Origin of the sequence: Xenorhabdus szentirmaii DSM 16338 (assembly GCF_002632585.1) — a bacterium.
In the GTDB taxonomy this organism is placed as follows: Bacteria; Pseudomonadota; Gammaproteobacteria; order Enterobacterales; family Enterobacteriaceae; genus Xenorhabdus; species Xenorhabdus szentirmaii.
Genome location: NZ_NIBV01000002.1, coordinates 780131 through 798359, shown reverse-complemented (window position 1 = coordinate 798359; position 18229 = coordinate 780131). Strand labels below are relative to the sequence as shown.

The window sequence follows — 18229 nt, the reverse complement described above, 5'->3', positions numbered from 1 at the left end:
GCCGTCTGGCAGTGATAATCACGCAATCCCCCCTGTCACCGTTCCGCGACACCGGGCGGGCGTTGTCTACGCGCCCGCGCAGGGCAATCATGGGGCAATTTTTCAACGAGCGGTACGCAGACATGAACCCAATCGATATTCTGACCAGCACGGATTACGTGAAAAAACCGGCGTTTGACCTGAACATTGGCGGGCGGCAAATCACGGCGCTGAATGAGCGGCTGATCGCCCTGACCCTGACCGATAATCGCGGATTTGAGGCAGACACGCTGGAACTCTCGATAGACGATGCTGACGGCAAAATTGAACTGCCGCCCCGTGGCGCTGAAATCGTGGTCAGGATTGGCTGGCACGGTGAGCCGCTGATTGAAAAGGGGCTGTTTGTCGTGGATGAAATCAGCCATAGCGGGCCACCGGATCAATTGGACATTACCGCCCGCAGCGCGGACTTTCGGGAAGAGTTTAATATCAAGCGGGAATACAGCTGGCACGCTGTCACCGTGAGCGATGTGGTCAGTGCCATCGCCGGGCGCTATGACCTGCAACCCGCCGTGAGCCGCCCACTGATGGACATTGAAATTGACCATGCTGACCAGACCAATGAGAGTGATATCAGCTTCCTGTCCCGGATGGCGGAAATGCTGGGTGCTATTGCCACCATCAAAAATGGCCGGTTGCTGTTTATCATTCCGGGGCGCGGGATATCGCAAAGCGGCAAACCGTTGCCGGTGATTACCCTGACCCGCGACAGTGGCGACAGCCATAGTTTCCGCGTCGCTGACCGCGCTGCCTATACCGGGGTGCGGGCATTCTGGCTGGATTTGAATTTTGGCAAACAACCCACGGCGACCATGAAGCGCCGCCGGAAAAAGCCCAGGAAGAAAAAAGAAAAATCCAGCCGCCGCGAAGGGGAATATCTGGAAGGGGCCGACGGGAACGTCTACGTGATGCGCCAGACATTCAAGACCGAACACGCCGCGCGACGGGCGGCAGCGGCGAAATGGTCAAAGCTACAACGCGGTGCGGCGGAATTTGCCATCACGCTTGCACGGGGTCGGGCTGATCTCTATCCGGATCTGACCGCAACCGTTAGCGGATTCAAAACGGCGATTGACAGCCACCCATGGACGATATCGCGGGTTGTCCATAACATCGGTGATAACGGCTTTACTACCCAGTTAGAGCTGGAATTAAAAATTAAGGACACTGACATGACAGAAAGTGACCAATAACAATAATTAATGCGTTATAATCGCGGCAGGCACACCCCAAAATGAGGGTTTTTCATGGCGTTTACCTGTCCCCAATGCGGCGCTGTGGCAAAGACTCGTACCAGTGAAATGATGAGTGAAGAAACGCGGCGCAGTTATCACCAATGTCAAAATATCCTGTGCGGCTGTACGTTTACCACCATTACCACCATTGAACGGTTTTTGACACTCCCCAAACCCCAGCCATTACCGGCTGATTTTAAAGTCCCGAAACTGGCGTTCCCGACCAGCCATTACGGTGATGAACAAATTGGATTTGGATTCTGATTGAAAACAAATAAACCCCAGATCAAAGTCTGGGGTTTTTTACGCTTGTACATAGCACTTAAGTGGAATTTTTTAATTGCAACTTGTGATTTGAATCACTCTAAAAAGCAGGTCAATTGAAGGGGTTTAGAGGATGTCGCCACTTTTACGTCGCCACTCCGTCGCCATTTCGTCGCCACTTTGTCTTTTTCATGCAATTTCAGAAAGCAAAAAAGCCACCGTAAAGGTGGCCTTTTCTAACCCTAACTCGCTGTATTACCGCAAGTTTTATATGGTGCCCAGGGCGGGACTTGAACCCGCACAGCCTTACAGCCGAGGGATTTTAAAATCCATATTATATTTATATTTATCATATGGTTAAGTTGGTTTTTCACTATAATAGACTGTTTTTAGTATCAACTAATTCAATAGCTTACGAACTTAAAAAAGCCAATATCGTGAAGAAAAACAGAAGGTACTTATAATCCCTTTGCTTAGTTTCTCCCTCAAATTCCACACCGAATCCTCTGGCATCTGCACACGGATATCCAGACGACACCCTTCGGGAATGTCACAGGGTTAGTCATCGTAAAAGGGCATGAAGCCCTGTTTTTATTTCGGCTGTTTTGGCCAGGCGATATCCGGTGCTATTGAGCAATCCACACGGTTCAATAGTACGCAATATTTTTTCCACGCTGTCAGTGCGGCCTGTTCTTCGGTCGTTGCCATGTTGAGGTCGGTGGCATATTGCAGTGGGGTAATGTGCTCTTTAGCAACGTCCATCCGGTATTGCTTTTCATATCCGGCCTGTTGCTGCCATTGTTCAGGTGTGGGAGGGGGGTAAAGGATTGCCCGGGCTTCCTCTTCGGTAATCGGGACAAAATCCGGCTCAATCCACGCATCCTGAGAACCGTCTGATTCAAAGGCATGAATTTGATTATCTTTCGATTTATAGTGTTTCATCTTCACCTCAACTCAACCCAACGAACAATAGCACCTTCTTTTATTCCTTCCCCCCACTTAGTACCCCACCCTGCCTTCACGGTATAGCGACTGCCCGGCGGGACAATAAAACTGGTGGAATAAATACTGTTGGCTGTCACCCAAAAATACCCCACTCGGTGGTTATCCACTTCCCCACCCAGACTGAATGGCCCTGTATTTGCGTTAGTCTGGGCGCACTCAACATACACAACGATAGGTTTACCTGTGTCATTAATATACCACTTGCCGTTCTCCCGGCTTGATGTTACATCCGTCCATTGTTGGTTAATACCGAGTAATTGCTCAGTGAGCGCCACCATGCCGGTTTTTTTGGGAATACCGACGTAATGTTGGGTTTGAGTAGCGCTATCCCGGTAATATATGGTTAACATATCGGGTTTATCATGGGGATTAGCCGACATCTGGACATAATAGCCATTGGCATTTTTTAATTTAATTCCCGCCCAATCGTGAGTTGCCTCAACATCCACGCCACCACACGAAAACGGTTCATGGGATTTTTTCAGGGCGAAACGGCTGTTTGATTCTGTAATCGAATACGCGCCTACAACAGCCGCCGTGGGTGGATGTTTTTCACTGTAGACTTGTGCCCATTTTCCATTATCATGCCGTTCAAATAAATCTTTACCCCAAATCCAGCCTTTGGCATCAATATCGGCATCGCGACCATTAGTACCATCAACAAACAGTTTGCCCGTTAATCGGCCTCCAGTTATAGGGAGCGCGCCAATATTGTTCACAAACGCCTTTCTATCCGGAATATCTGCCCCGTTCTTCGCTTTCTCAAGGCGGCCATTGGCAAGATCCCTTACCCCATTTAGTGCTGCATTGGTGGCATAATCGCCTTTATCCTGTTTGGTGTTGAGGGCGTCGGCAACCTGTTTTACTGCCTTTGATGTCGCTGCCACATTTTCAGCATTACTATTCACCTCGTTACTTAGTTTGGTAATGCCTGCAACATTCAAGGATGCAGAAGGCACATTAGCGCTAACCGTTGCCCGCAAAGCATTCAACAATCCCGCTTGCAATGCTGCCAAATTCCCATCATCCAGCACATCCTTTCCGGTTGTTTCAGCAATAAACTGTGCAACAACACTCATGATTACTGATGCTTGCCGCCAAACTTTATTCAGTTCTTGCGATTTAGCCACGCCGGAACTAAATCCGTTAGTGCGGGCGGCTAATTTGCCATACTCTTCGTTTGATAATACGTTCGCCCCGTCTGCGAGACCGAACGGGAGAAATTCATTTTTTGCCATAATATCCTCACAGTTTTACTGCCCAGCCACCCGTATCAAAACCCGCGACATAGTGATTGTGGATGTCAAAACCAAACAACTCACTATCGATTGAATTGATATAGTTGTTAACCCGTACCGCTTCCGGCTTGATGTTGAGATACCCTTGTCGGATAACCGCTTTAATGACTTCCGGTATCGTGCCCCCGGTCATAAAAACATCCATCGTCATGTTTTGGTTATCCACGAAGAAAATTGAGGTCTGGCTATCGGGCAAAATCCGCTGATAGATACGTTCCAGCATGTCACTGGATCCGTTCCAATGATTAGCCTCAATTTTCACCCGCAGCAAGGTACGGTAAGTTTCGTCGTCTAATTCGGTAAACCCGCTGCCACTGTCAAAACGACGCTTCCAGCTTCCCTCATCAAATCCCAATCCACTGATATCCAGTGAAAAATACACATCCACAATCGGTGTCTTCACATAACGTGATAAGCCAATCCACTCTCCGACTGCATCCAGTTGTACCCCTATGGCCTTATCCAGCGAAAACGCATCATTAAGCTGGCTGGCCTGTTGAGCATTGTCTGAGAGTGAACGGGTAATAAGGTCGATGTGATTAACGAATTTCAATGCGGTTCGGTGCTGCGGGGTGATGAGTTTCAGGTAATTTCTCATGTCACCACCAATTTAATATTCTCAGGCCGACAGATGACAGCCTCGTTATAGCGGGTTTTTAGGTTACCCATTACGACCGTGTCTGCGGTACGCCCAATTTTGATGTCCGTGATATCGTAGGTTTTGCCCTCGTCGTCATCAGGCAGGTTTGCCGGGGTAAAGAGTTTGGTCAGGTACACACTGTCCCCGATACGCACAGAATTAATGTAATCAACGACCCCGGCCTTGATCCGGTCACCGACCAATGTGGTATAACCATCAAAGGGTATAAGATGAATTTCAATAAATACAGGCACATCCACCGGACGAGAAAAACGTATTGGGTGAGTGATTTGATAACGATCAGCAACCTTAATCACGGTATCACCGAATGTTCCGCTGCCGGGGGTTTTCTTCAAGGCAATTGTGCGGGCTATGGTGCTGGCATCCCCACCATCCACGATCATTGCAATGGAATGCCCTGGAATGCCGTATTCGTCAATCTGTCCGGTATCATTTTCAAAGCCCCGCAGCCGTGAAACGCCGGGGATTAAACTGATTGCCCCCAGAATGCCATCCAGTACAGTGCGGGAAGGCAGGGCAACAGAATGACGCTGACGTATCCGCAATTCACCATCAGTCTCAACCGCCCGCCCCGGTGTGGCGATAGTATGGTTGGTTACCTTCTGCCAGCCGCGTGTCGGTGTACCGATGTCAGCGATATCGCCGATAGCGGCCGTAATACCGCCGTGAGTCTGACAGGCTGCTGTCACGGTCACGGTGCCGTGTGTGCCAATCGTAACCGTATCCGGCAATCGCCATGAATACCCCTGCACATCGCGCACCGTGCCATTTTTGATGACCGTTCCCACCTGACCGATAATCTCCACATCACAAGTGGATTTTGTGGTGCGGTGGCGGGTCATGCCGTTAATCGCAACATTATTCGACAAAGCTGCACCGGTTGCCGTTGCCGGACTGAACGAATTATATGCCGCAATCAAGGCATTGTTGGCATCATGGAGTGCCAGGGCGTAAATTGCCACCATCTGCCCGTCTTTGCTGTCAGGTTCAAGGTATGCATCATCCTCATAAATATGGCGAAAATATCCGGTTAGCCGTTCCAATATGGTCGGATAATCAGGCGCAGTAACGCCGCTCGCGGTGATTTTGGCCGCAAGCCCTAAAGTTTCTATATTGAGCATAGTGTTATCTTTTGCTGGTTACGGTGGCTTTGCCGTAGCGGGTGTTGATGGTAGCGGTAATGATTATCTTACGGCTGTCAGGATCACGGCTGGCATCGAGTGAAACAATTTCAGTCACACCTTTGGTATCAAGGATACGCTCCCGGAGTAACATCGCACTGGCATAGTTTTTCTCTAATACAGCCTCTCTATATGGCGTGCCCTCTGCCGTATCCAGAAACCAATCCCCGGACCATAAATTGAGCCTCGTCTTTACTGCCTGTGCTACTGCCTCGGGTGAATCGATGAGAAAAGTATTATCCCCTTGCCCGAAACTGTAATCACCGTTGTCCTCTCGTCGATATCGCATTATTGTGGTCCTCCTGTTGTTCCACTACCCGTTTGAACACCTCCATGTCGATGCTTCATTAAGCTGATACCGCCCGAAGTCACATCGTTTTTAACTGTAATAGGGCCGTTCATGGTTGCCACTCCACCGCTCGTGCCCATACCTTGTGACAGATTGCCGTTAATGGTCACATTGCCGTTAAGTACAATTTCAGGAGAGTTGATTTCAGTACCTCTGTTAGCTGTTGCGGTCAGTTTGCCGAGGGTTTTTACCATAACGTTATGGTTATTGGGTGACAGTTCTATGTACGCTGCGCCGTCATCTGTCCGTAATTGCGCCGCGCTGGTGCTGATACCGCCTATTTTCCTCGCCTGAGACTGAGGACCAACAATCGCAAAACCATCAGATAGATTATGCTGGCGCGGATCTACCGGCTCTTGTACGCCGCCGTTCTGCCACCAGTAATCAATGCACCGATCAGCGAAAATTACCAAGCATTCATCACCTACTTTTATGGGGAATGTCAGAGTAACACCGCCACCGCGAGGGAAAATAACAGGTACATCCACCAGCAATGGCAATGCAACTGATTCAGTCTTACCCTCGCTATTTGTCACTGACCAGCGTATCGCAGGCTGTGCAGTGACGGTAACAGCATCGGCATTGAATGACTGGATAATACACGGTACGGAAACATATAGCCCTGAACTGACCGCCTCTTTCATTAACAAGAACGGCGTTTCGGGTTGATTGATGCGTTCAAAGTTAGTGATCATGCTGGCCTCACATCCGCTTGTAGTGCTGAATTATTGAGTAATGTCTGGTCTGATTTAGCGACACAAACCATTTCCATGTAGTACATGTTTTCACGGGTATCACCGAAATAGTTGACGTTAATGACAATGTAATCGCCATCGGCATCAATAGGGGCAGGCATTTCTATCTCACTGTTATTTGATGCAATAACACCAGTGGATTTCCCCGCCTCATTGATAGACTCATTGTCCAGCCGGATTAATGTCCCCGGTCTGATCTTTGGATTAATGAGGCATTTAACGTTTATCCCGCCGCCGATTGTTTGCTCTGGCATTCCTATTAACCCTGTTTGATAAGTCAATACCACCGCCTCAGTGAGATAGGTACGTTTAGGAATTATGTGGCATTGACCGTCTTCATAGCGCCATTCGGCACCGTTCTGTCGGGCCAGAATGGACACTTCATCTCGGTGCATTCCAAACATAACCTTACCTCGTGGGGCTATGTTCTTATTAAGCTCCGGCCTTAATCCGGCAACTATTCCGTATTTCTCAATATCCCGCATTAACAACCGGTCAATATCTTCCTGTGTGTATCCTGCCGATATGGTGATACTAATGACTGCGTTGTTATACGGCTGATCTCCATCACCTGCTTGTATCACGACATACGTATCTGTGGGGCTGTCTCTCCCTGTGTAAGTGTACTGAATTTGCCCAGCAAATATCTGACCTGAGTTACCTTGGTATCCGGCGTTGAACTTAATAATTTTGTATTCGTTTTTACGGATCTTATTTCGTGTTTCTTCGTTCAGGTTATAAACTTTAAAGATGCCTGTAGCGGGATAAGCGAAAGAAGGTCGGGTGATATTAAACTTTATTTTCAGGGCTGATATATCGATGCCTTCACCCTTTTCATCTGCAACAATCAAGCTGCACTCGCGAAGCCATTGTTTTGACATAGTGACCTCGTATAAAAGAAAAACCCGCCTTTTAAGCGGGTTAAAATGTTTAACGTGAAACCACTTCGTGTATCGGGTAATCATGTTCAGCTATGCTGCTGCCATCGTGAATAAAACGCATCCGAGTCAGTAACTCGTTCACAATTTTCTGAGTAGCCAGTAAGTCTTTACGCAACCGCCAGTAAGCTTCGGCATCAACTAAAACTTTACCATTCATCTCATTTGGTGAGGCTAAATTTTGAGCGCCTTCATAAATTTGAGCATCTGTTGTAAAGCCGTTTGCATTACCTGTTTCATTAACTGATATAATTGTCATTGTCTATACCTCGCACATTAGGCTGTAGACTGTTTTATTAGAAGCCCTCCAGACTATTGCTACTAGCTGGAGGGCTTCGCCGTTTAAAGCGATACTATTTATTACTTGATTGTAACTTTTTGTAAAGTCAGTTCATTTTAAATTGCGAACCGGCTCGAATATTAAACTATTTATACTCACTAAATGACTTAAGACTTATTGTTACTACTATTAGTCATTGTTAAATTAGTCAATTCTGTTACAAAGACGAGTAATTAAGCTGCTCCATCTGCCCCTAATATTTTGGCTAATTTAGGGGCAGATGGAGCAGCTTAAACTAACTTCATTATCTCTAAAAAAGAAAAAGCCCCTTAAAGGGGCTGTTTGACTTTGTAATTACTATCTATCTTGGTATCTGCTTAATATTTGACATTCTTTTTCCTGAAGTCCGAACACGCGGCCCAGTCCCTCCTGGCAATTATTTTGTAGCCCCCGGATAGCTAACCTTGCATAATCATATCCACTTTCTAACAACTTGGCATTTCTTGTCCGGATTGCGTTTGTCTCATCCGAAAATGCAGGATAAACATCTGATAAAGCGTAACCACCTGCCATATCTTTTATCGCCTTCTTAATGTATATGTTCTTAGATAGTTCCGGATTATTTGTGAAAAAATCATCAAGGGATCTACTCGTTTTTTCTTTCTGGTTTTTTACTGGCTTCTCGTTGCTTGTTTTTATGGGTGATATATCCATTACTGAACATAACACTGGTGTCTTGTGATGTGCGGTATGTGAGTGATACAAGCCACATGTAACAACTGCGTTCTGCCCTTTAAATTTCTCAAATATATTCCATTGAGAATCATCAGACATTGCAAGCTGCATAACTGCGACACCAAACTCCGGTGTGTTGTCGCCCCCGACCTCATCTCCCTCTTGCGGAAATACCGAAATAAGGTCATTTAACCTTAAAGATGGAAAGCCTACCGATTCTTTAGTTAAAGTGCCTTTAATTTTTACCGGGGTACCGTATAGGTAACTATTTTCATTGCCTATCAATTTATTTGCAGCGATTTGCCTATATAATTCGATTGAACGTTCATACCAATTCAGTAAACATTTTTCGGTCTCACAGTTCTTTTCGCGCAGTTTCCAGTTCTGTTTAACTAATTTTTTAAAGTCATCACTATTTCCGGTAGCAATCTTTGCTTGGAGATAGTCGACGTATAGAGCCTCGTCCGCTTGAGATAAGGTCGGAGTGTTACAGATTAATTTCTCAGGCTTACTGGAAGCTTTGTTGCAATCAAAACTCGCAGTGTTAGCGGCAGTGGACACCAAAAATAAAGCAACAGCTATTGTCTTTAACATTACCCAACCCTTTTAGCTATATATCTAATAACTATAACGAGATAAAGTATAGCCTGTTGCTTCTACCTAACGCTTTCCTGTTCATCTCATTTTTTGGATCATTACAATAGAAAACCAACGAGCCATTAAACCCTAAATAACTATGTTGTTCCAAAATATCCACACCAAAAACCAACGGAATACCCCTTACAATTGGCTCACTGTTGGGGTGCATAATATCCAAAACCCAGCCTGCGCAGTCCCGGCACTGCAAACGCATTTGGTAATTGATGCCGCCTAATTGGATATCAAACCGCTGATTTTCTGCTTGTAACGGAATTTCAATAATATTCATTCAAAACCCTCCAAAAATTTAGTAACTCCTTTTCTAATTAGCTTGATAATGCTGCCTTTGTTTTTTGGTTCGACTGGTGTTTTAGTTCCTTTATCCACAACACCCCCAGTATCCAACGGTGCTTTCATCCTTTCAGGTGGGGCAGCGATCCCTTCAACCTTTGCGGTATTGATAATAATCACCTCACGCAAGGTTAAAACAACCATCAGGACATTTTCAGAGGTTTTATCTGTCGTCACTTCAATTGCACGGATCAGCATATTTTTATACTGCCGTTTACCCGTGGTAACGTCGAACGGTTCTTTTGACGATTTTAACTTTAGTAACTGCTCATAGATTTCTTTGGGGCTTTTACCCAGTATTTCTTCGGTATCAAAATCAAATATTTTAGTAGGCGTATTAAAGCCGTCAATTAGAGAACCACCACCCGCAAAGCCAATTTCCATTGTCACTTCTGACGGCTTATCGTAAGCATGATCACTGATGGCAGCACCCTGCTGTACAGGATGCTCAGTGATTTCCGTTGCATCTTGGTGCTTCTCTGAAATGACCACACTCGGCACTATCATCCCTATTTTTCTCGTATTCTGAGAAAATATCGTCGATAAAATATCCATTAGCTCACCTTAGTTTGCAGGCTGCGCACGAGTATTGCGTTATTACGTTGTACAGCTTCACTTGTCAGTGCCGCAGCTTCCCGAGGAGATTCAACACCATTTACCGTAATATTGTAGGTTGGGGCTATTGTAGCTTGGTTGTGTGCTACACCGGCTTCTGCCCGTAATAACTCTGGGGTATAAGGCGCTGATTGACGCATCATGTTACTGATATTCGCCTGGGCATTATTAGCTATACGAGGGTCTATATTACCCACCATATTGCTAATATTCGCCATCGCGTTATCAAACATCTTAGGATTAAAGTTAAAGCTACTGTTTTTAGCAAGTGCATTAGTTGGGACTGGAGTACCGGCAATAGCGGCCATGACTAACCGTTTATCGTAAGGGAGTGGTTTTCCTATTTCTTCCGGACTCATGGCATTCATCAGCGCGTACATAACATCGTGGTTATTTAAATCTAAGTGATCTCTACGCCCTACTCCTAACCGCTGAGCAACTCTATTGATGTAGTCCTCTGTACGGTTTTTATCTTTCCCGCCCGGAGGTGCCCACTTTTCCACGATGGTTTCTACCGTTTGGCGTTTTATACCATCTGTCAGCCCGTTGAAATAACGCCGCAATTGCCAAGCTGTGCGCTCCAAGCCAATATACTCCGAATTAAATTTAGCAAAACGCTGTTCAGGATGGTCTTCTACCGTTGCACCTTTTTGCTTGGCATATTCTATATTCAACGGGTTATTGTTGCGCTCTCCGCGAGTATTCCCTTTGGCTTGATTACTGTCTGTTTTTACTTTGGATGGTGTACCTCCCAGTATTTCAGGCACAATATATTCATTCAATTTGTTATTCAGGTAAAAATACCCGTCTAAAATAAAATTACGATGTTTTTCCGCTGCATCGATACCCACAGGGCGTACATCTCTTTTATTTTGCTCGTCACCTTTCCATGCCGCCTTAAGTTCTTCCCAGGCTAACGTAAGGTTTCCATCATTAAGATGGTTTAATGCAGCAAGAAGATGCGATAGCGTTTTGCTAAGTTCTCCGAGGCTTTTTGAAAGGTCTTCAAACTCGAATTTTAACGACCATTTTTTAGGGTCAATACCCAATAATTCCAGTATTTCTGTTCCTAATGCTTTGAACTCCTTTGTCAGCTCTGTGATTTCCATTTTGATTTTTTTAATCGCCCCTTCCCATTTACCCCAATTAAATTCACTATCACCACCTTCTTTCCATGTCTGATAATCATCATAGAGTAGGAATAAAGCCGCCATTAATGCCGTGATAATGCCGATAGGTGAGGCTAGGAATTTCAGGTTCAACGCCCACCATGCCGCAGCTACGAGGCCGAACATTTTGATTAAATTCTGGCTTCCATCATCCAGCTGCTTCCACCAGCCAATCAAATCCTGAATGCCTTTAGCACCTCGAAAAACCAATTGACCGAGTATTTCGGACATCGTAAGGATGGCTTTCACCACCGACATGATAATTTTTTCAATCGCCGGCCAGTTAGCGAGGATGTATTTTGTGAATTTTTCAACACTAGGCGTTAATACCCTGGCAAGTTCACCGCCGACCTTTTCTTTCGCTGAACCCATTACCAACTTAAGTTGGTACATCTGGGTCATAAAAGCATTAGCATGTTGGGATGCAACTTCGGGATTATATCCGAGCGTTTTGATTATCCGGTGATAATCAGAAGCATAACCGCCAATACCACGGCGCATCGCCATCAGTGTATTTTCATCAATGCCGAGGATACTGGCATACTGATTTGCCCGATACATAGGCAGCGCCGACAACCGTTCGCCCACCAGCGCAACGAGCGAGGCTGTATCTCTTAGTTTGCCGTTGGCATCGCGGGTCTGAATACCCATGTTACGCAGAAAGCCTTCGCCTCCGGGGTTATTCCGCAAGAATTTGGCCACACCTTCTAATGATGAGTTCAGCCCTTCAACCGTGCCGCCTGCCTGACTCACCGCATAGCCCAATGATTTAATCTGCTCCACCGCACCGCCTGTGCGTTGTGCCTGCCAGTACAACTTATCCAGACCATTGGCAACCTGAGCCGTAAAGCCGACAACAGCAAGGGCTGCACCTTCCACGGCAGCACCCAGTTTCAGCACATTAGCGGTGACGCCTGCCACCATTGAGTTAAATTTTTGCTCGCTTGCATTGTCTATATCAAAACCCAGCGAGATTAGAAAATCGCGGATAGTTTCTGCATTAGTGTTGCTCATCTCTCCACCGTGCTATTAGCGCTTCGTTTTCAGCTTTGACATCCAGTGCATCATTCATCAGGGCGATACCGGCCAGATCGATAACGCCATTCTCCAATGACTCAAACTTGCACATACCTTCAAGGGCTGGGCGCATCACGTAATCACGCCCGTTAGGGAGGGTTTCTAAGATTAGGCTGGGTTGACCAGGGATGACTCGCCGCTCTCTGGCAGTGCGGGAAAAAAATTACCTAATGCTCCCTTAACCACATAGCCAACAATCTTTAATAAATCCAGCCCGTTTATGTCGTCAAACATCAACTGTTGATCACTATTGATAGGACTCCAAACACCCCCTGATTCACGGCTGACAACCGACAAGCAGATATCGTTAATTTCGTAACGATTTTCTTTCCCCAATGAACGGATAGCATCCGCCAGTGGTGCAAGGAAATCGACGAGATCCTCTTGCCCAAAAACCGGCTTACCATCCCCCCCAACAACGCTGGGTTTCAATTTACCCAAAATAGGTTTTAAGGCTGGAATAACGGGCACTAATGCAACAGCTAAATCCTGTTGCTGAAATGCGTTCAATTTGCCAGCTCTGTACTTTTTACCCTCAATTTCAAATTCCATATTAGTCCCCTTTTAGAATGTGCCTAATATTGTGTCGATTTTGCCGCAATCGAATACCCAAGCGACGGTATTACCAACTTTAGCGTTGGAAAGATCCGGTATTTTATTGAACGCGACTGAGCGTGCCGCCGTAGTATCACCTGATACACGGTTGCGGATCAGAATGACGTTGTTTCCCCATGTTGATGAAGAAAATTGTTGCGCGTTGTACATCAGCATCAGCTTAGCATTGGCGGGTGATGTCTTAAGCAATGTAACGGTAATCGTACCTCCTTTACCTGCGCTCAGTGAATGCATGACCTCACCGTCTGCCCCGATGGTCATAGTATTTTTAGATTCCACCATTGCTATGGTGATGCCTTCTTCCGACGTCGCTGCTCCATTAGCTAAATCGACATGTCCACCAATACCCGTTATCGTGCCGGACACGTCCATAAATGAATATGTAGCCATGTGATTACCTGTTTACGTTAATAATGACATCGGCGAAATGCACAGCACCCGCGAGTTTGATAGCGCATTGAATAACCGGAGCTTTGCGTTTCTCGCGCTCAGCCTGTACCTGCTCAGCAATAGGTTGTGCGTAGGTGTAGTAACCTTTAGTCAGCATATCGCCCCGATTCAGTGCCCCGAATGCATCCCCACCCCAAACACCCGGTGCTATCAATCCATTAGTCACCCCCTGAGCCAGTGATTGTTCAACGTTCACCAGCAACTGAGTAACACCCTCATCGGTCTGGGATATCTTGGTCGTTGAGGTATACATCAGGTTATAAAGATTGGTCTGAACATAATTTTGCAACCAGTCCAACCCGTGGCGCTCATCAATAAATGTACCGTTTGCCATCACACCTTCTTGGATAATGGCAGTGTCGTTGTTGTAGTGAACAAAAACGTTACCGGATTTCGTTTTCAATGCATTCGCCTGTGTTGCTGTCAGGGATTCTGCACTGATGGCAGGTTCTTGTTTGAATTTCAGGGTTACTGTGGTGTTGTTACCCTGAAAATTGACTGTGAACATACGCCCAAACAATGAGGCTACGGCATAAGGTTGCGCGGAGTACTGCCAGAGTGTACGGCCGATAAAGGCACTTTTAAGTTGAGAACCAATGTCTGTTACAGTATCGGGATCAAGTACATCCGTTTTAGCAACCGTATGCCCGTAAATACGAGAAACAGATGCCGATTCGATATACCGTGAAACGCTCAACACATCACGGTCAGACAGCGTATTATCCGCGATAACCAATCCATACCATGCATTCGACATTGAACCCAACGTTGCTACTGCGTCGGCAATGGTCTCCGGTTGTGTCGGACCAATGACCGTTGCACCGGATAGCTCATCCAGTTTCAGTACATCACCAATATAAGTGCCATTGTCTGCACGAGTGATATAGCCCAGTTTCCCAGATGATTGCAGTGAGATTGCGAAGCGGGAAGAAATGCTATCCCACAATACGGTCGCATTTTTCAACTTTTCAGCCACCCGCTCAGCAATTCCGTTCAGGTTGGTTTCTTTGCTGAAATCAATACTTGATATAGTGGCCTCTTTACCATCAATGCTCAGCTTAAACGAGCCATCAGTAATGAAGGTAAAGCGGTTTAGGATTTGTTCCGCACGTGAAAGAACTGCTCCCCGCAAAACTGCTGATACTGATTCTTTTGCCCAACGTCCGATATATAAATCAATAGGTTGTGGGGATTGCGAATAGTACCGCGCAGCGGCCTGATATTCTGGGGTATCCATGCCAAAATCTGCGCCTACACCTTCGATATCAGTGTAGTAACGCAGCCGTTCGTGCGTATTAATCACATTGCTGGCACCGACTATCAACAACGAACCAAAGTTTCTGGACGAAGCAGCGCGCGGTGCCATGTTAACTTTGACGTTAACAATGTTTGAAATAGGTAAGCCCTGCATAGGGTTTAATCTCCAAAAAATTTAATCGGTACACTCGTCAGTGATTTAATGCTGTACCGACGAATCACTTTGCGCCGCAGTGTGACAGTGATGTCATAGCGGCGTACCCACTGGTTATTAATGAATTCAGGAAAAGACGTGATCCGGGAATATTTGACGACCGACAACCCAAGAAGGTTAAGTTCAGCGTTGTTCTGGCTGATGCCGAGACCATCACGAAAGCGGCTGGCATACCCTTGGCTGCGAGGGCCATAAAATGATGCCGAACACTCAATCTCTTCATGCCGCCAGAGTTCGCTGTGTTCATCCATCTGGTTGGCAAACGCGGGGTTATCATCCGCAGGAATTTCCGATATACTAAAGCCGCACCAGTCTGTATTTGCTGATGGTTGCGCAACCGGAACAGGAGTCCAACGTGGGCGTACCATTCCATTGGATAAACCAGATAGGCCTCGCAGCCATTGGCTTAGTAACCTTTCCAACGCCTCATCGTAAACAAGTTCGTTATTCGGTATCAGCCAACCTGCCTGTTCTGAGGAGTTCATGGTGAACCGCCATCGAATGGCATCAGTTCACAATGTGCCTGCACAAAGCCTGCCCCATAAGCCGTATAAGGATCAACGGACTTCACCAGATATTCGCGGTTTTGATAAGTAACAATATCCCCGATATGCCCCGTTGCGCCCGCTATTAGCCTCTCAGTGGTGACAATCAAGATATTGCCTGTCACTGTCTGGCCTGACATACGAAGCTGCGCCTCAATAGAGCGGTCTACTGTGACTACGCCTGAAAACTGAGTGATAGTTTCCTGTGTACTTGGAATTCCATCATCATCAATCACAGATTTTCGACGTTTGTAAGTCAGTGAAGGATCGCAAAAATCAGGATCAGAAAGAACCTCTGTCACATCTAAAAATGGCATTATTCCCCCTTATTCCGCACAACATAGGTGATGGAACGACGGTAAGCACCCGTGTCGATAAGTGGCCGGGCATTAGCATTATTAGGTGCGATACCTGCCTTTCTGTTTTCCATTTCAGCTTTAGCAGCTTTACGCCCCCGCCTGGCACGAGCCTCAACCGTGGGGTCAGCGAGAGGTTCAAAATCATGTGAAGTCATGAAATTTTTCACACCATTCACAGCGATTATTCCCGCTTTATTCAGGGCCTTTTCAGCCTTGTCTTGCTTGCCGTCCAGCACTGCATTCGCCGCGATTTTCAATTGCTCCGTAGTTCGTTCTTCCACGGAGCGAATGCCTGGGCGAAGATGGGCGCGCGCCGGAATATTTTGGGCTGGTGAGCCGAATTCATTGATATAGCCGATACCGGCATTACCGAACGGTACATCATCACGGCTGCTATTCTCAGCAGGAACCCCAACCAAAACATCACGATTGCCGAGAGTTTTCAGCGCATCCAAAATCGCGTTAGCTTTATCCACTTTAATAGTGAGACCGCTTTTCATAACTGGATACCTCCCGCCCCGAACATCATCAACATTTCGTAGAACTCGGAGCCGTAGCGGGTGTTATTCCAAAACCCCGCATTCGGATTAAGCGTTGCGCCTGTGTCATAGCTGACACTGACCTTATCTACCGATTTGGATGACACAACACCGCTATTAGCGCCCCCCGCACCGCCTATCGCCATTGACCGACTATCCGCTGCCCATAGCGCCATGTAGTGGGCAACCATCAGCTCGACCAGGTAGACAAACATGTCCCCCAGCCGGTTTTCATCCAACTGTTTATCCGCCAGATTTAACCGGAATTGTATTTGAGCATCAGGGAATTGGGCTTTATCAGAGAACTGCGGGAAGTCGAGGCGAAACTGGGCAATGGAGGGCAGCAGTCTATTTCTTGTTGCCCCCATTTTTACCCCCGTTAGTAGGCGGGTTTTCGCCCTGCGAGTTATTGTCTCGTATCAACAATTCCCCAATTTGGGTGTCCCGCTCTTCGAGCTGTTGTTTCAGTTCAGCAATCTGTTTGTCACGTTCACCCAATTGCTCAGATAATCCGGTTATTGATGCACGAAGCTCAGTCAGTTCAGCGTCGTAATCTGCCGGTGTTGTTTCCGTTACCGTATCAAGAGGCTCCGCATGGGCTTGTACAAACCAATGTTGTGCGATCTCTGGGAGAACCTTGTGGACACCGATATTAAAAACTTCTGATTCACCGTTATCATGAGTAAATCGAAATGCCGTATGTACCCTGATTTTCATTTAGATACCGTCCATATAGTTCAATGATTCACGGTAGACCAGCTCAACCGCACCTAATTTGCCGTAATACGTTACTATTTGATACAGGCTACGATACTGGATTGGGATGCTTTGCAAGGGCACCATGGGGAAGCGAACAAACTTCTTGTCATTGGTATAAGCGATAGCCCGGTCTTTACCTGCCACACCTGCCCCTTTTGCCCATTTCACTGCACGGATATCCAACGGAATACCGTTTTGGTGATATGCGATTGTGTTGGTTTTCAGGTACGTTAACAGGGATTGATTACCTGCCGAAGAAACTATAATGGATGACAATAACGCAAACTGCTCAGGCGGAATTAACAAATCGGTTGGCACCATTGTGTACGCGGAGTGTGCCCACGCATCACTCAATATCTGGTTGATACTTTCGCGAATTTCATCCGGTGTAGACTGTGCCCACGGTTTACGGGCATTGCTGAAATTAACCTGTTTTTGGTTCAGAAGGCCTTGTAGTCCCAGTCCTTCGTCACCCATATAAACCTGCTCGTCAATATCCATATTCCATTTCAGCATCATACCGTCGTGCTTTTGGGAATCAATTGGGCGTCCTACCTGTTGTGCGGCATCCAGTTCTATCACTGTCCAGCCCAATTCCATTCCCCACAACGTCAATGGATTACCGTCTCTGTCAATCTTCACGCTGACACCTGCGAGTGCCGTTGCGTCTCCACTGATCCAGTTTTTACCGTTCGGGTTGGTGGAGCCTGCCGCAGCGAATTGCGTATTTGTCCATGTTGCCATTTCATCGGCGATGGTCACATCCTCGCGGTATTGAATATCGCGACTATGGGTATACTGCACCAATGGCAAATTAAGCGTCTGGTCTAAGCGTTCCAACTCTCCCACCAAAAACGTACCGCTGTTATCTATGGTGCGTTGATCAAATGTAAGCATGTT

The 18229-nt window shown here is 46.6% G+C and carries 24 protein-coding genes; 2 read left to right on the top strand and 22 right to left on the bottom strand.

The features are described from left to right. Positions 1–122 precede the first annotated feature (122 nt). On the top strand, positions 123–1232 hold the full coding sequence (locus Xsze_RS13510) for a phage late control D family protein (protein ID WP_099139161.1): 1110 nt from the start codon (positions 123–125) through the stop codon (positions 1230–1232). A 54-nt stretch (positions 1233–1286) separates the two neighbouring features. After that, positions 1287–1538 (top strand): Ogr/Delta-like zinc finger protein, encoded by a 252-nt coding sequence (locus Xsze_RS13505; RefSeq protein WP_038241664.1) that lies wholly within the window; start codon positions 1287–1289, stop codon positions 1536–1538. A 591-nt stretch (positions 1539–2129) separates the two neighbouring features. Here Xsze_RS13505 and Xsze_RS13500 read toward each other — a convergent pair. From Xsze_RS13500 to Xsze_RS13400, 22 genes are all read right to left on the bottom strand, one after another. Continuing rightward, complete coding sequence (locus Xsze_RS13500) at positions 2130–2480, bottom strand: tail fiber assembly protein (protein WP_084616384.1); 351 nt, start codon at positions 2478–2480, stop codon at positions 2130–2132. A gap of 2 nt (positions 2481–2482) precedes the next feature. Beyond that, a complete protein-coding gene (locus Xsze_RS13495) occupies positions 2483–3781 on the bottom strand; it encodes a tail fiber protein (RefSeq protein ID WP_038241662.1) in 1299 nt (432 codons plus the stop codon). 7 nt (positions 3782–3788) lie between these two features. Next, entirely contained in the window at positions 3789–4439 is a 651-nt protein-coding gene (locus Xsze_RS13490; protein WP_038241659.1) for a DUF2612 domain-containing protein, read from the bottom strand. Further along, on the bottom strand, positions 4436–5623 hold the full coding sequence (locus tag Xsze_RS13485) for a baseplate J/gp47 family protein (protein ID WP_038241656.1): 1188 nt from the start codon (positions 5621–5623) through the stop codon (positions 4436–4438). The genes Xsze_RS13490 and Xsze_RS13485 overlap by 4 nt, the downstream gene beginning before the upstream one ends. Before the next feature lie 4 nt (positions 5624–5627). Continuing rightward, the gene (locus Xsze_RS13480; RefSeq protein ID WP_038241653.1) at positions 5628–5972 is read right to left on the bottom strand and encodes a contractile injection system sheath initiator; all 345 of its coding nucleotides are present in this window, start codon (positions 5970–5972) and stop codon (positions 5628–5630) included. Further along, positions 5972–6727 carry a phage baseplate assembly protein V gene (locus Xsze_RS13475; RefSeq protein WP_038241649.1) on the bottom strand — a complete coding sequence of 252 codons (756 nt, stop codon included), beginning with the start codon at positions 6725–6727 and terminating at the stop codon, positions 5972–5974. Before Xsze_RS13475 ends, Xsze_RS13480 begins: the two co-directional genes overlap by 1 nt. Further along, positions 6724–7668 (bottom strand): phage protein, encoded by a 945-nt coding sequence (locus tag Xsze_RS13470; RefSeq protein ID WP_038241646.1) that lies wholly within the window; start codon positions 7666–7668, stop codon positions 6724–6726. Before Xsze_RS13470 ends, Xsze_RS13475 begins: the two co-directional genes overlap by 4 nt. Before the next feature lie 49 nt (positions 7669–7717). Beyond that, a complete protein-coding gene (locus tag Xsze_RS13465; RefSeq protein WP_038241644.1) occupies positions 7718–7984 on the bottom strand; it encodes a hypothetical protein in 267 nt (88 codons plus the stop codon). A gap of 378 nt (positions 7985–8362) precedes the next feature. Continuing rightward, entirely contained in the window at positions 8363–9334 is a 972-nt protein-coding gene (locus Xsze_RS13460; protein ID WP_051462581.1) for a DUF4431 domain-containing protein, read from the bottom strand. Between the two features lie 31 nt (positions 9335–9365). Continuing rightward, positions 9366–9668: a phage baseplate plug family protein gene (locus Xsze_RS13455; RefSeq protein WP_038241641.1), complete on the bottom strand. Its 303-nt coding sequence runs from the start codon at positions 9666–9668 to the stop codon at positions 9366–9368. After that, a complete protein-coding gene (locus Xsze_RS13450) occupies positions 9665–10285 on the bottom strand; it encodes a phage baseplate protein (protein ID WP_038241638.1) in 621 nt (206 codons plus the stop codon). The genes Xsze_RS13455 and Xsze_RS13450 overlap by 4 nt, the downstream gene beginning before the upstream one ends. Beyond that, on the bottom strand, positions 10285–12528 hold the full coding sequence (locus tag Xsze_RS13445; protein WP_051462580.1) for a hypothetical protein: 2244 nt from the start codon (positions 12526–12528) through the stop codon (positions 10285–10287). Before Xsze_RS13445 ends, Xsze_RS13450 begins: the two co-directional genes overlap by 1 nt. After that, entirely contained in the window at positions 12515–12664 is a 150-nt protein-coding gene (locus Xsze_RS22210; RefSeq protein WP_408675089.1) for a DUF6889 family protein, read from the bottom strand. Before Xsze_RS22210 ends, Xsze_RS13445 begins: the two co-directional genes overlap by 14 nt. A 35-nt stretch (positions 12665–12699) precedes the next feature. Continuing rightward, positions 12700–13143 carry a phage tail assembly chaperone gene (locus Xsze_RS13440; protein WP_038241636.1) on the bottom strand — a complete coding sequence of 148 codons (444 nt, stop codon included), beginning with the start codon at positions 13141–13143 and terminating at the stop codon, positions 12700–12702. A gap of 12 nt (positions 13144–13155) precedes the next feature. Next, a complete protein-coding gene (locus Xsze_RS13435; RefSeq protein ID WP_038241633.1) occupies positions 13156–13596 on the bottom strand; it encodes a phage structural protein in 441 nt (146 codons plus the stop codon). Positions 13597–13600: 4 nt separating this feature from the next. Further along, entirely contained in the window at positions 13601–15067 is a 1467-nt protein-coding gene (locus tag Xsze_RS13430) for a DUF3383 domain-containing protein (protein WP_038241632.1), read from the bottom strand. Between the two features lie 5 nt (positions 15068–15072). After that, the gene (locus Xsze_RS13425) at positions 15073–15612 is read right to left on the bottom strand and encodes a phage neck terminator protein (RefSeq protein WP_038241630.1); all 540 of its coding nucleotides are present in this window, start codon (positions 15610–15612) and stop codon (positions 15073–15075) included. Beyond that, positions 15609–15989, bottom strand: coding sequence for a hypothetical protein (locus Xsze_RS13420; RefSeq protein ID WP_038241628.1), 381 nt, complete (start codon positions 15987–15989; stop codon positions 15609–15611). Before Xsze_RS13420 ends, Xsze_RS13425 begins: the two co-directional genes overlap by 4 nt. Beyond that, a complete protein-coding gene (locus Xsze_RS13415; RefSeq protein WP_038241626.1) occupies positions 15989–16531 on the bottom strand; it encodes a hypothetical protein in 543 nt (180 codons plus the stop codon). The genes Xsze_RS13420 and Xsze_RS13415 overlap by 1 nt, the downstream gene beginning before the upstream one ends. Next, entirely contained in the window at positions 16528–16938 is a 411-nt protein-coding gene (locus tag Xsze_RS13410; RefSeq protein WP_038241624.1) for a DUF4054 domain-containing protein, read from the bottom strand. Before Xsze_RS13410 ends, Xsze_RS13415 begins: the two co-directional genes overlap by 4 nt. Then, the gene (locus tag Xsze_RS13405) at positions 16919–17287 is read right to left on the bottom strand and encodes an STY1053 family phage-associated protein (protein ID WP_038241622.1); all 369 of its coding nucleotides are present in this window, start codon (positions 17285–17287) and stop codon (positions 16919–16921) included. Before Xsze_RS13405 ends, Xsze_RS13410 begins: the two co-directional genes overlap by 20 nt. Continuing rightward, a complete protein-coding gene (locus tag Xsze_RS13400) occupies positions 17288–18226 on the bottom strand; it encodes a DUF2184 domain-containing protein (RefSeq protein WP_038241620.1) in 939 nt (312 codons plus the stop codon). It lies immediately after the preceding gene. Positions 18227–18229 lie beyond the last annotated feature (3 nt).

Bases quoted from the DNA above. Each gene is read 5' to 3' on its own strand.
- Xsze_RS13505 (WP_038241664.1), top strand. From the start codon at position 1,287: ATGGCGTTTACCTGTCCCCAATGCGGCGCTGTGGCAAAGACTCGTACC.
- Xsze_RS13485 (WP_038241656.1), bottom strand. From the start codon at position 5,623: ATGCTCAATATAGAAACTTTAGGGCTTGCGGCCAAAATCACCGCGAGC.
- Xsze_RS13405 (WP_038241622.1), bottom strand. From the start codon at position 17,287: ATGAAAATCAGGGTACATACGGCATTTCGATTTACTCATGATAACGGT.
- Xsze_RS13400 (WP_038241620.1), bottom strand. From the start codon at position 18,226: ATGCTTACATTTGATCAACGCACCATAGATAACAGCGGTACGTTTTTG.
- Xsze_RS13445 (WP_051462580.1), bottom strand. From the start codon at position 12,528: ATGAGCAACACTAATGCAGAAACTATCCGCGATTTTCTAATCTCGCTG.
- Xsze_RS13425 (WP_038241630.1), bottom strand. From the start codon at position 15,612: ATGAACTCCTCAGAACAGGCAGGTTGGCTGATACCGAATAACGAACTT.
- Xsze_RS13460 (WP_051462581.1), bottom strand. From the start codon at position 9,334: ATGTTAAAGACAATAGCTGTTGCTTTATTTTTGGTGTCCACTGCCGCT.
- Xsze_RS13470 (WP_038241646.1), bottom strand. From the start codon at position 7,668: ATGTCAAAACAATGGCTTCGCGAGTGCAGCTTGATTGTTGCAGATGAA.
- Xsze_RS13430 (WP_038241632.1), bottom strand. From the start codon at position 15,067: ATGCAGGGCTTACCTATTTCAAACATTGTTAACGTCAAAGTTAACATG.
- Xsze_RS13490 (WP_038241659.1), bottom strand. From the start codon at position 4,439: ATGAGAAATTACCTGAAACTCATCACCCCGCAGCACCGAACCGCATTG.
- Xsze_RS22210 (WP_408675089.1), bottom strand. From the start codon at position 12,664: ATGCGCCCAGCCCTTGAAGGTATGTGCAAGTTTGAGTCATTGGAGAAT.
- Xsze_RS13450 (WP_038241638.1), bottom strand. From the start codon at position 10,285: ATGGATATTTTATCGACGATATTTTCTCAGAATACGAGAAAAATAGGG.
- Xsze_RS13410 (WP_038241624.1), bottom strand. From the start codon at position 16,938: ATGGGGGCAACAAGAAATAGACTGCTGCCCTCCATTGCCCAGTTTCGC.
- Xsze_RS13440 (WP_038241636.1), bottom strand. From the start codon at position 13,143: ATGGAATTTGAAATTGAGGGTAAAAAGTACAGAGCTGGCAAATTGAAC.
- Xsze_RS13435 (WP_038241633.1), bottom strand. From the start codon at position 13,596: ATGGCTACATATTCATTTATGGACGTGTCCGGCACGATAACGGGTATT.
- Xsze_RS13495 (WP_038241662.1), bottom strand. From the start codon at position 3,781: ATGGCAAAAAATGAATTTCTCCCGTTCGGTCTCGCAGACGGGGCGAAC.
- Xsze_RS13415 (WP_038241626.1), bottom strand. From the start codon at position 16,531: ATGAAAAGCGGTCTCACTATTAAAGTGGATAAAGCTAACGCGATTTTG.
- Xsze_RS13465 (WP_038241644.1), bottom strand. From the start codon at position 7,984: ATGACAATTATATCAGTTAATGAAACAGGTAATGCAAACGGCTTTACA.
- Xsze_RS13500 (WP_084616384.1), bottom strand. From the start codon at position 2,480: ATGAAACACTATAAATCGAAAGATAATCAAATTCATGCCTTTGAATCA.
- Xsze_RS13480 (WP_038241653.1), bottom strand. From the start codon at position 5,972: ATGCGATATCGACGAGAGGACAACGGTGATTACAGTTTCGGGCAAGGG.
- Xsze_RS13420 (WP_038241628.1), bottom strand. From the start codon at position 15,989: ATGCCATTTTTAGATGTGACAGAGGTTCTTTCTGATCCTGATTTTTGC.
- Xsze_RS13510 (WP_099139161.1), top strand. From the start codon at position 123: ATGAACCCAATCGATATTCTGACCAGCACGGATTACGTGAAAAAACCG.
- Xsze_RS13475 (WP_038241649.1), bottom strand. From the start codon at position 6,727: ATGATCACTAACTTTGAACGCATCAATCAACCCGAAACGCCGTTCTTG.
- Xsze_RS13455 (WP_038241641.1), bottom strand. From the start codon at position 9,668: ATGAATATTATTGAAATTCCGTTACAAGCAGAAAATCAGCGGTTTGAT.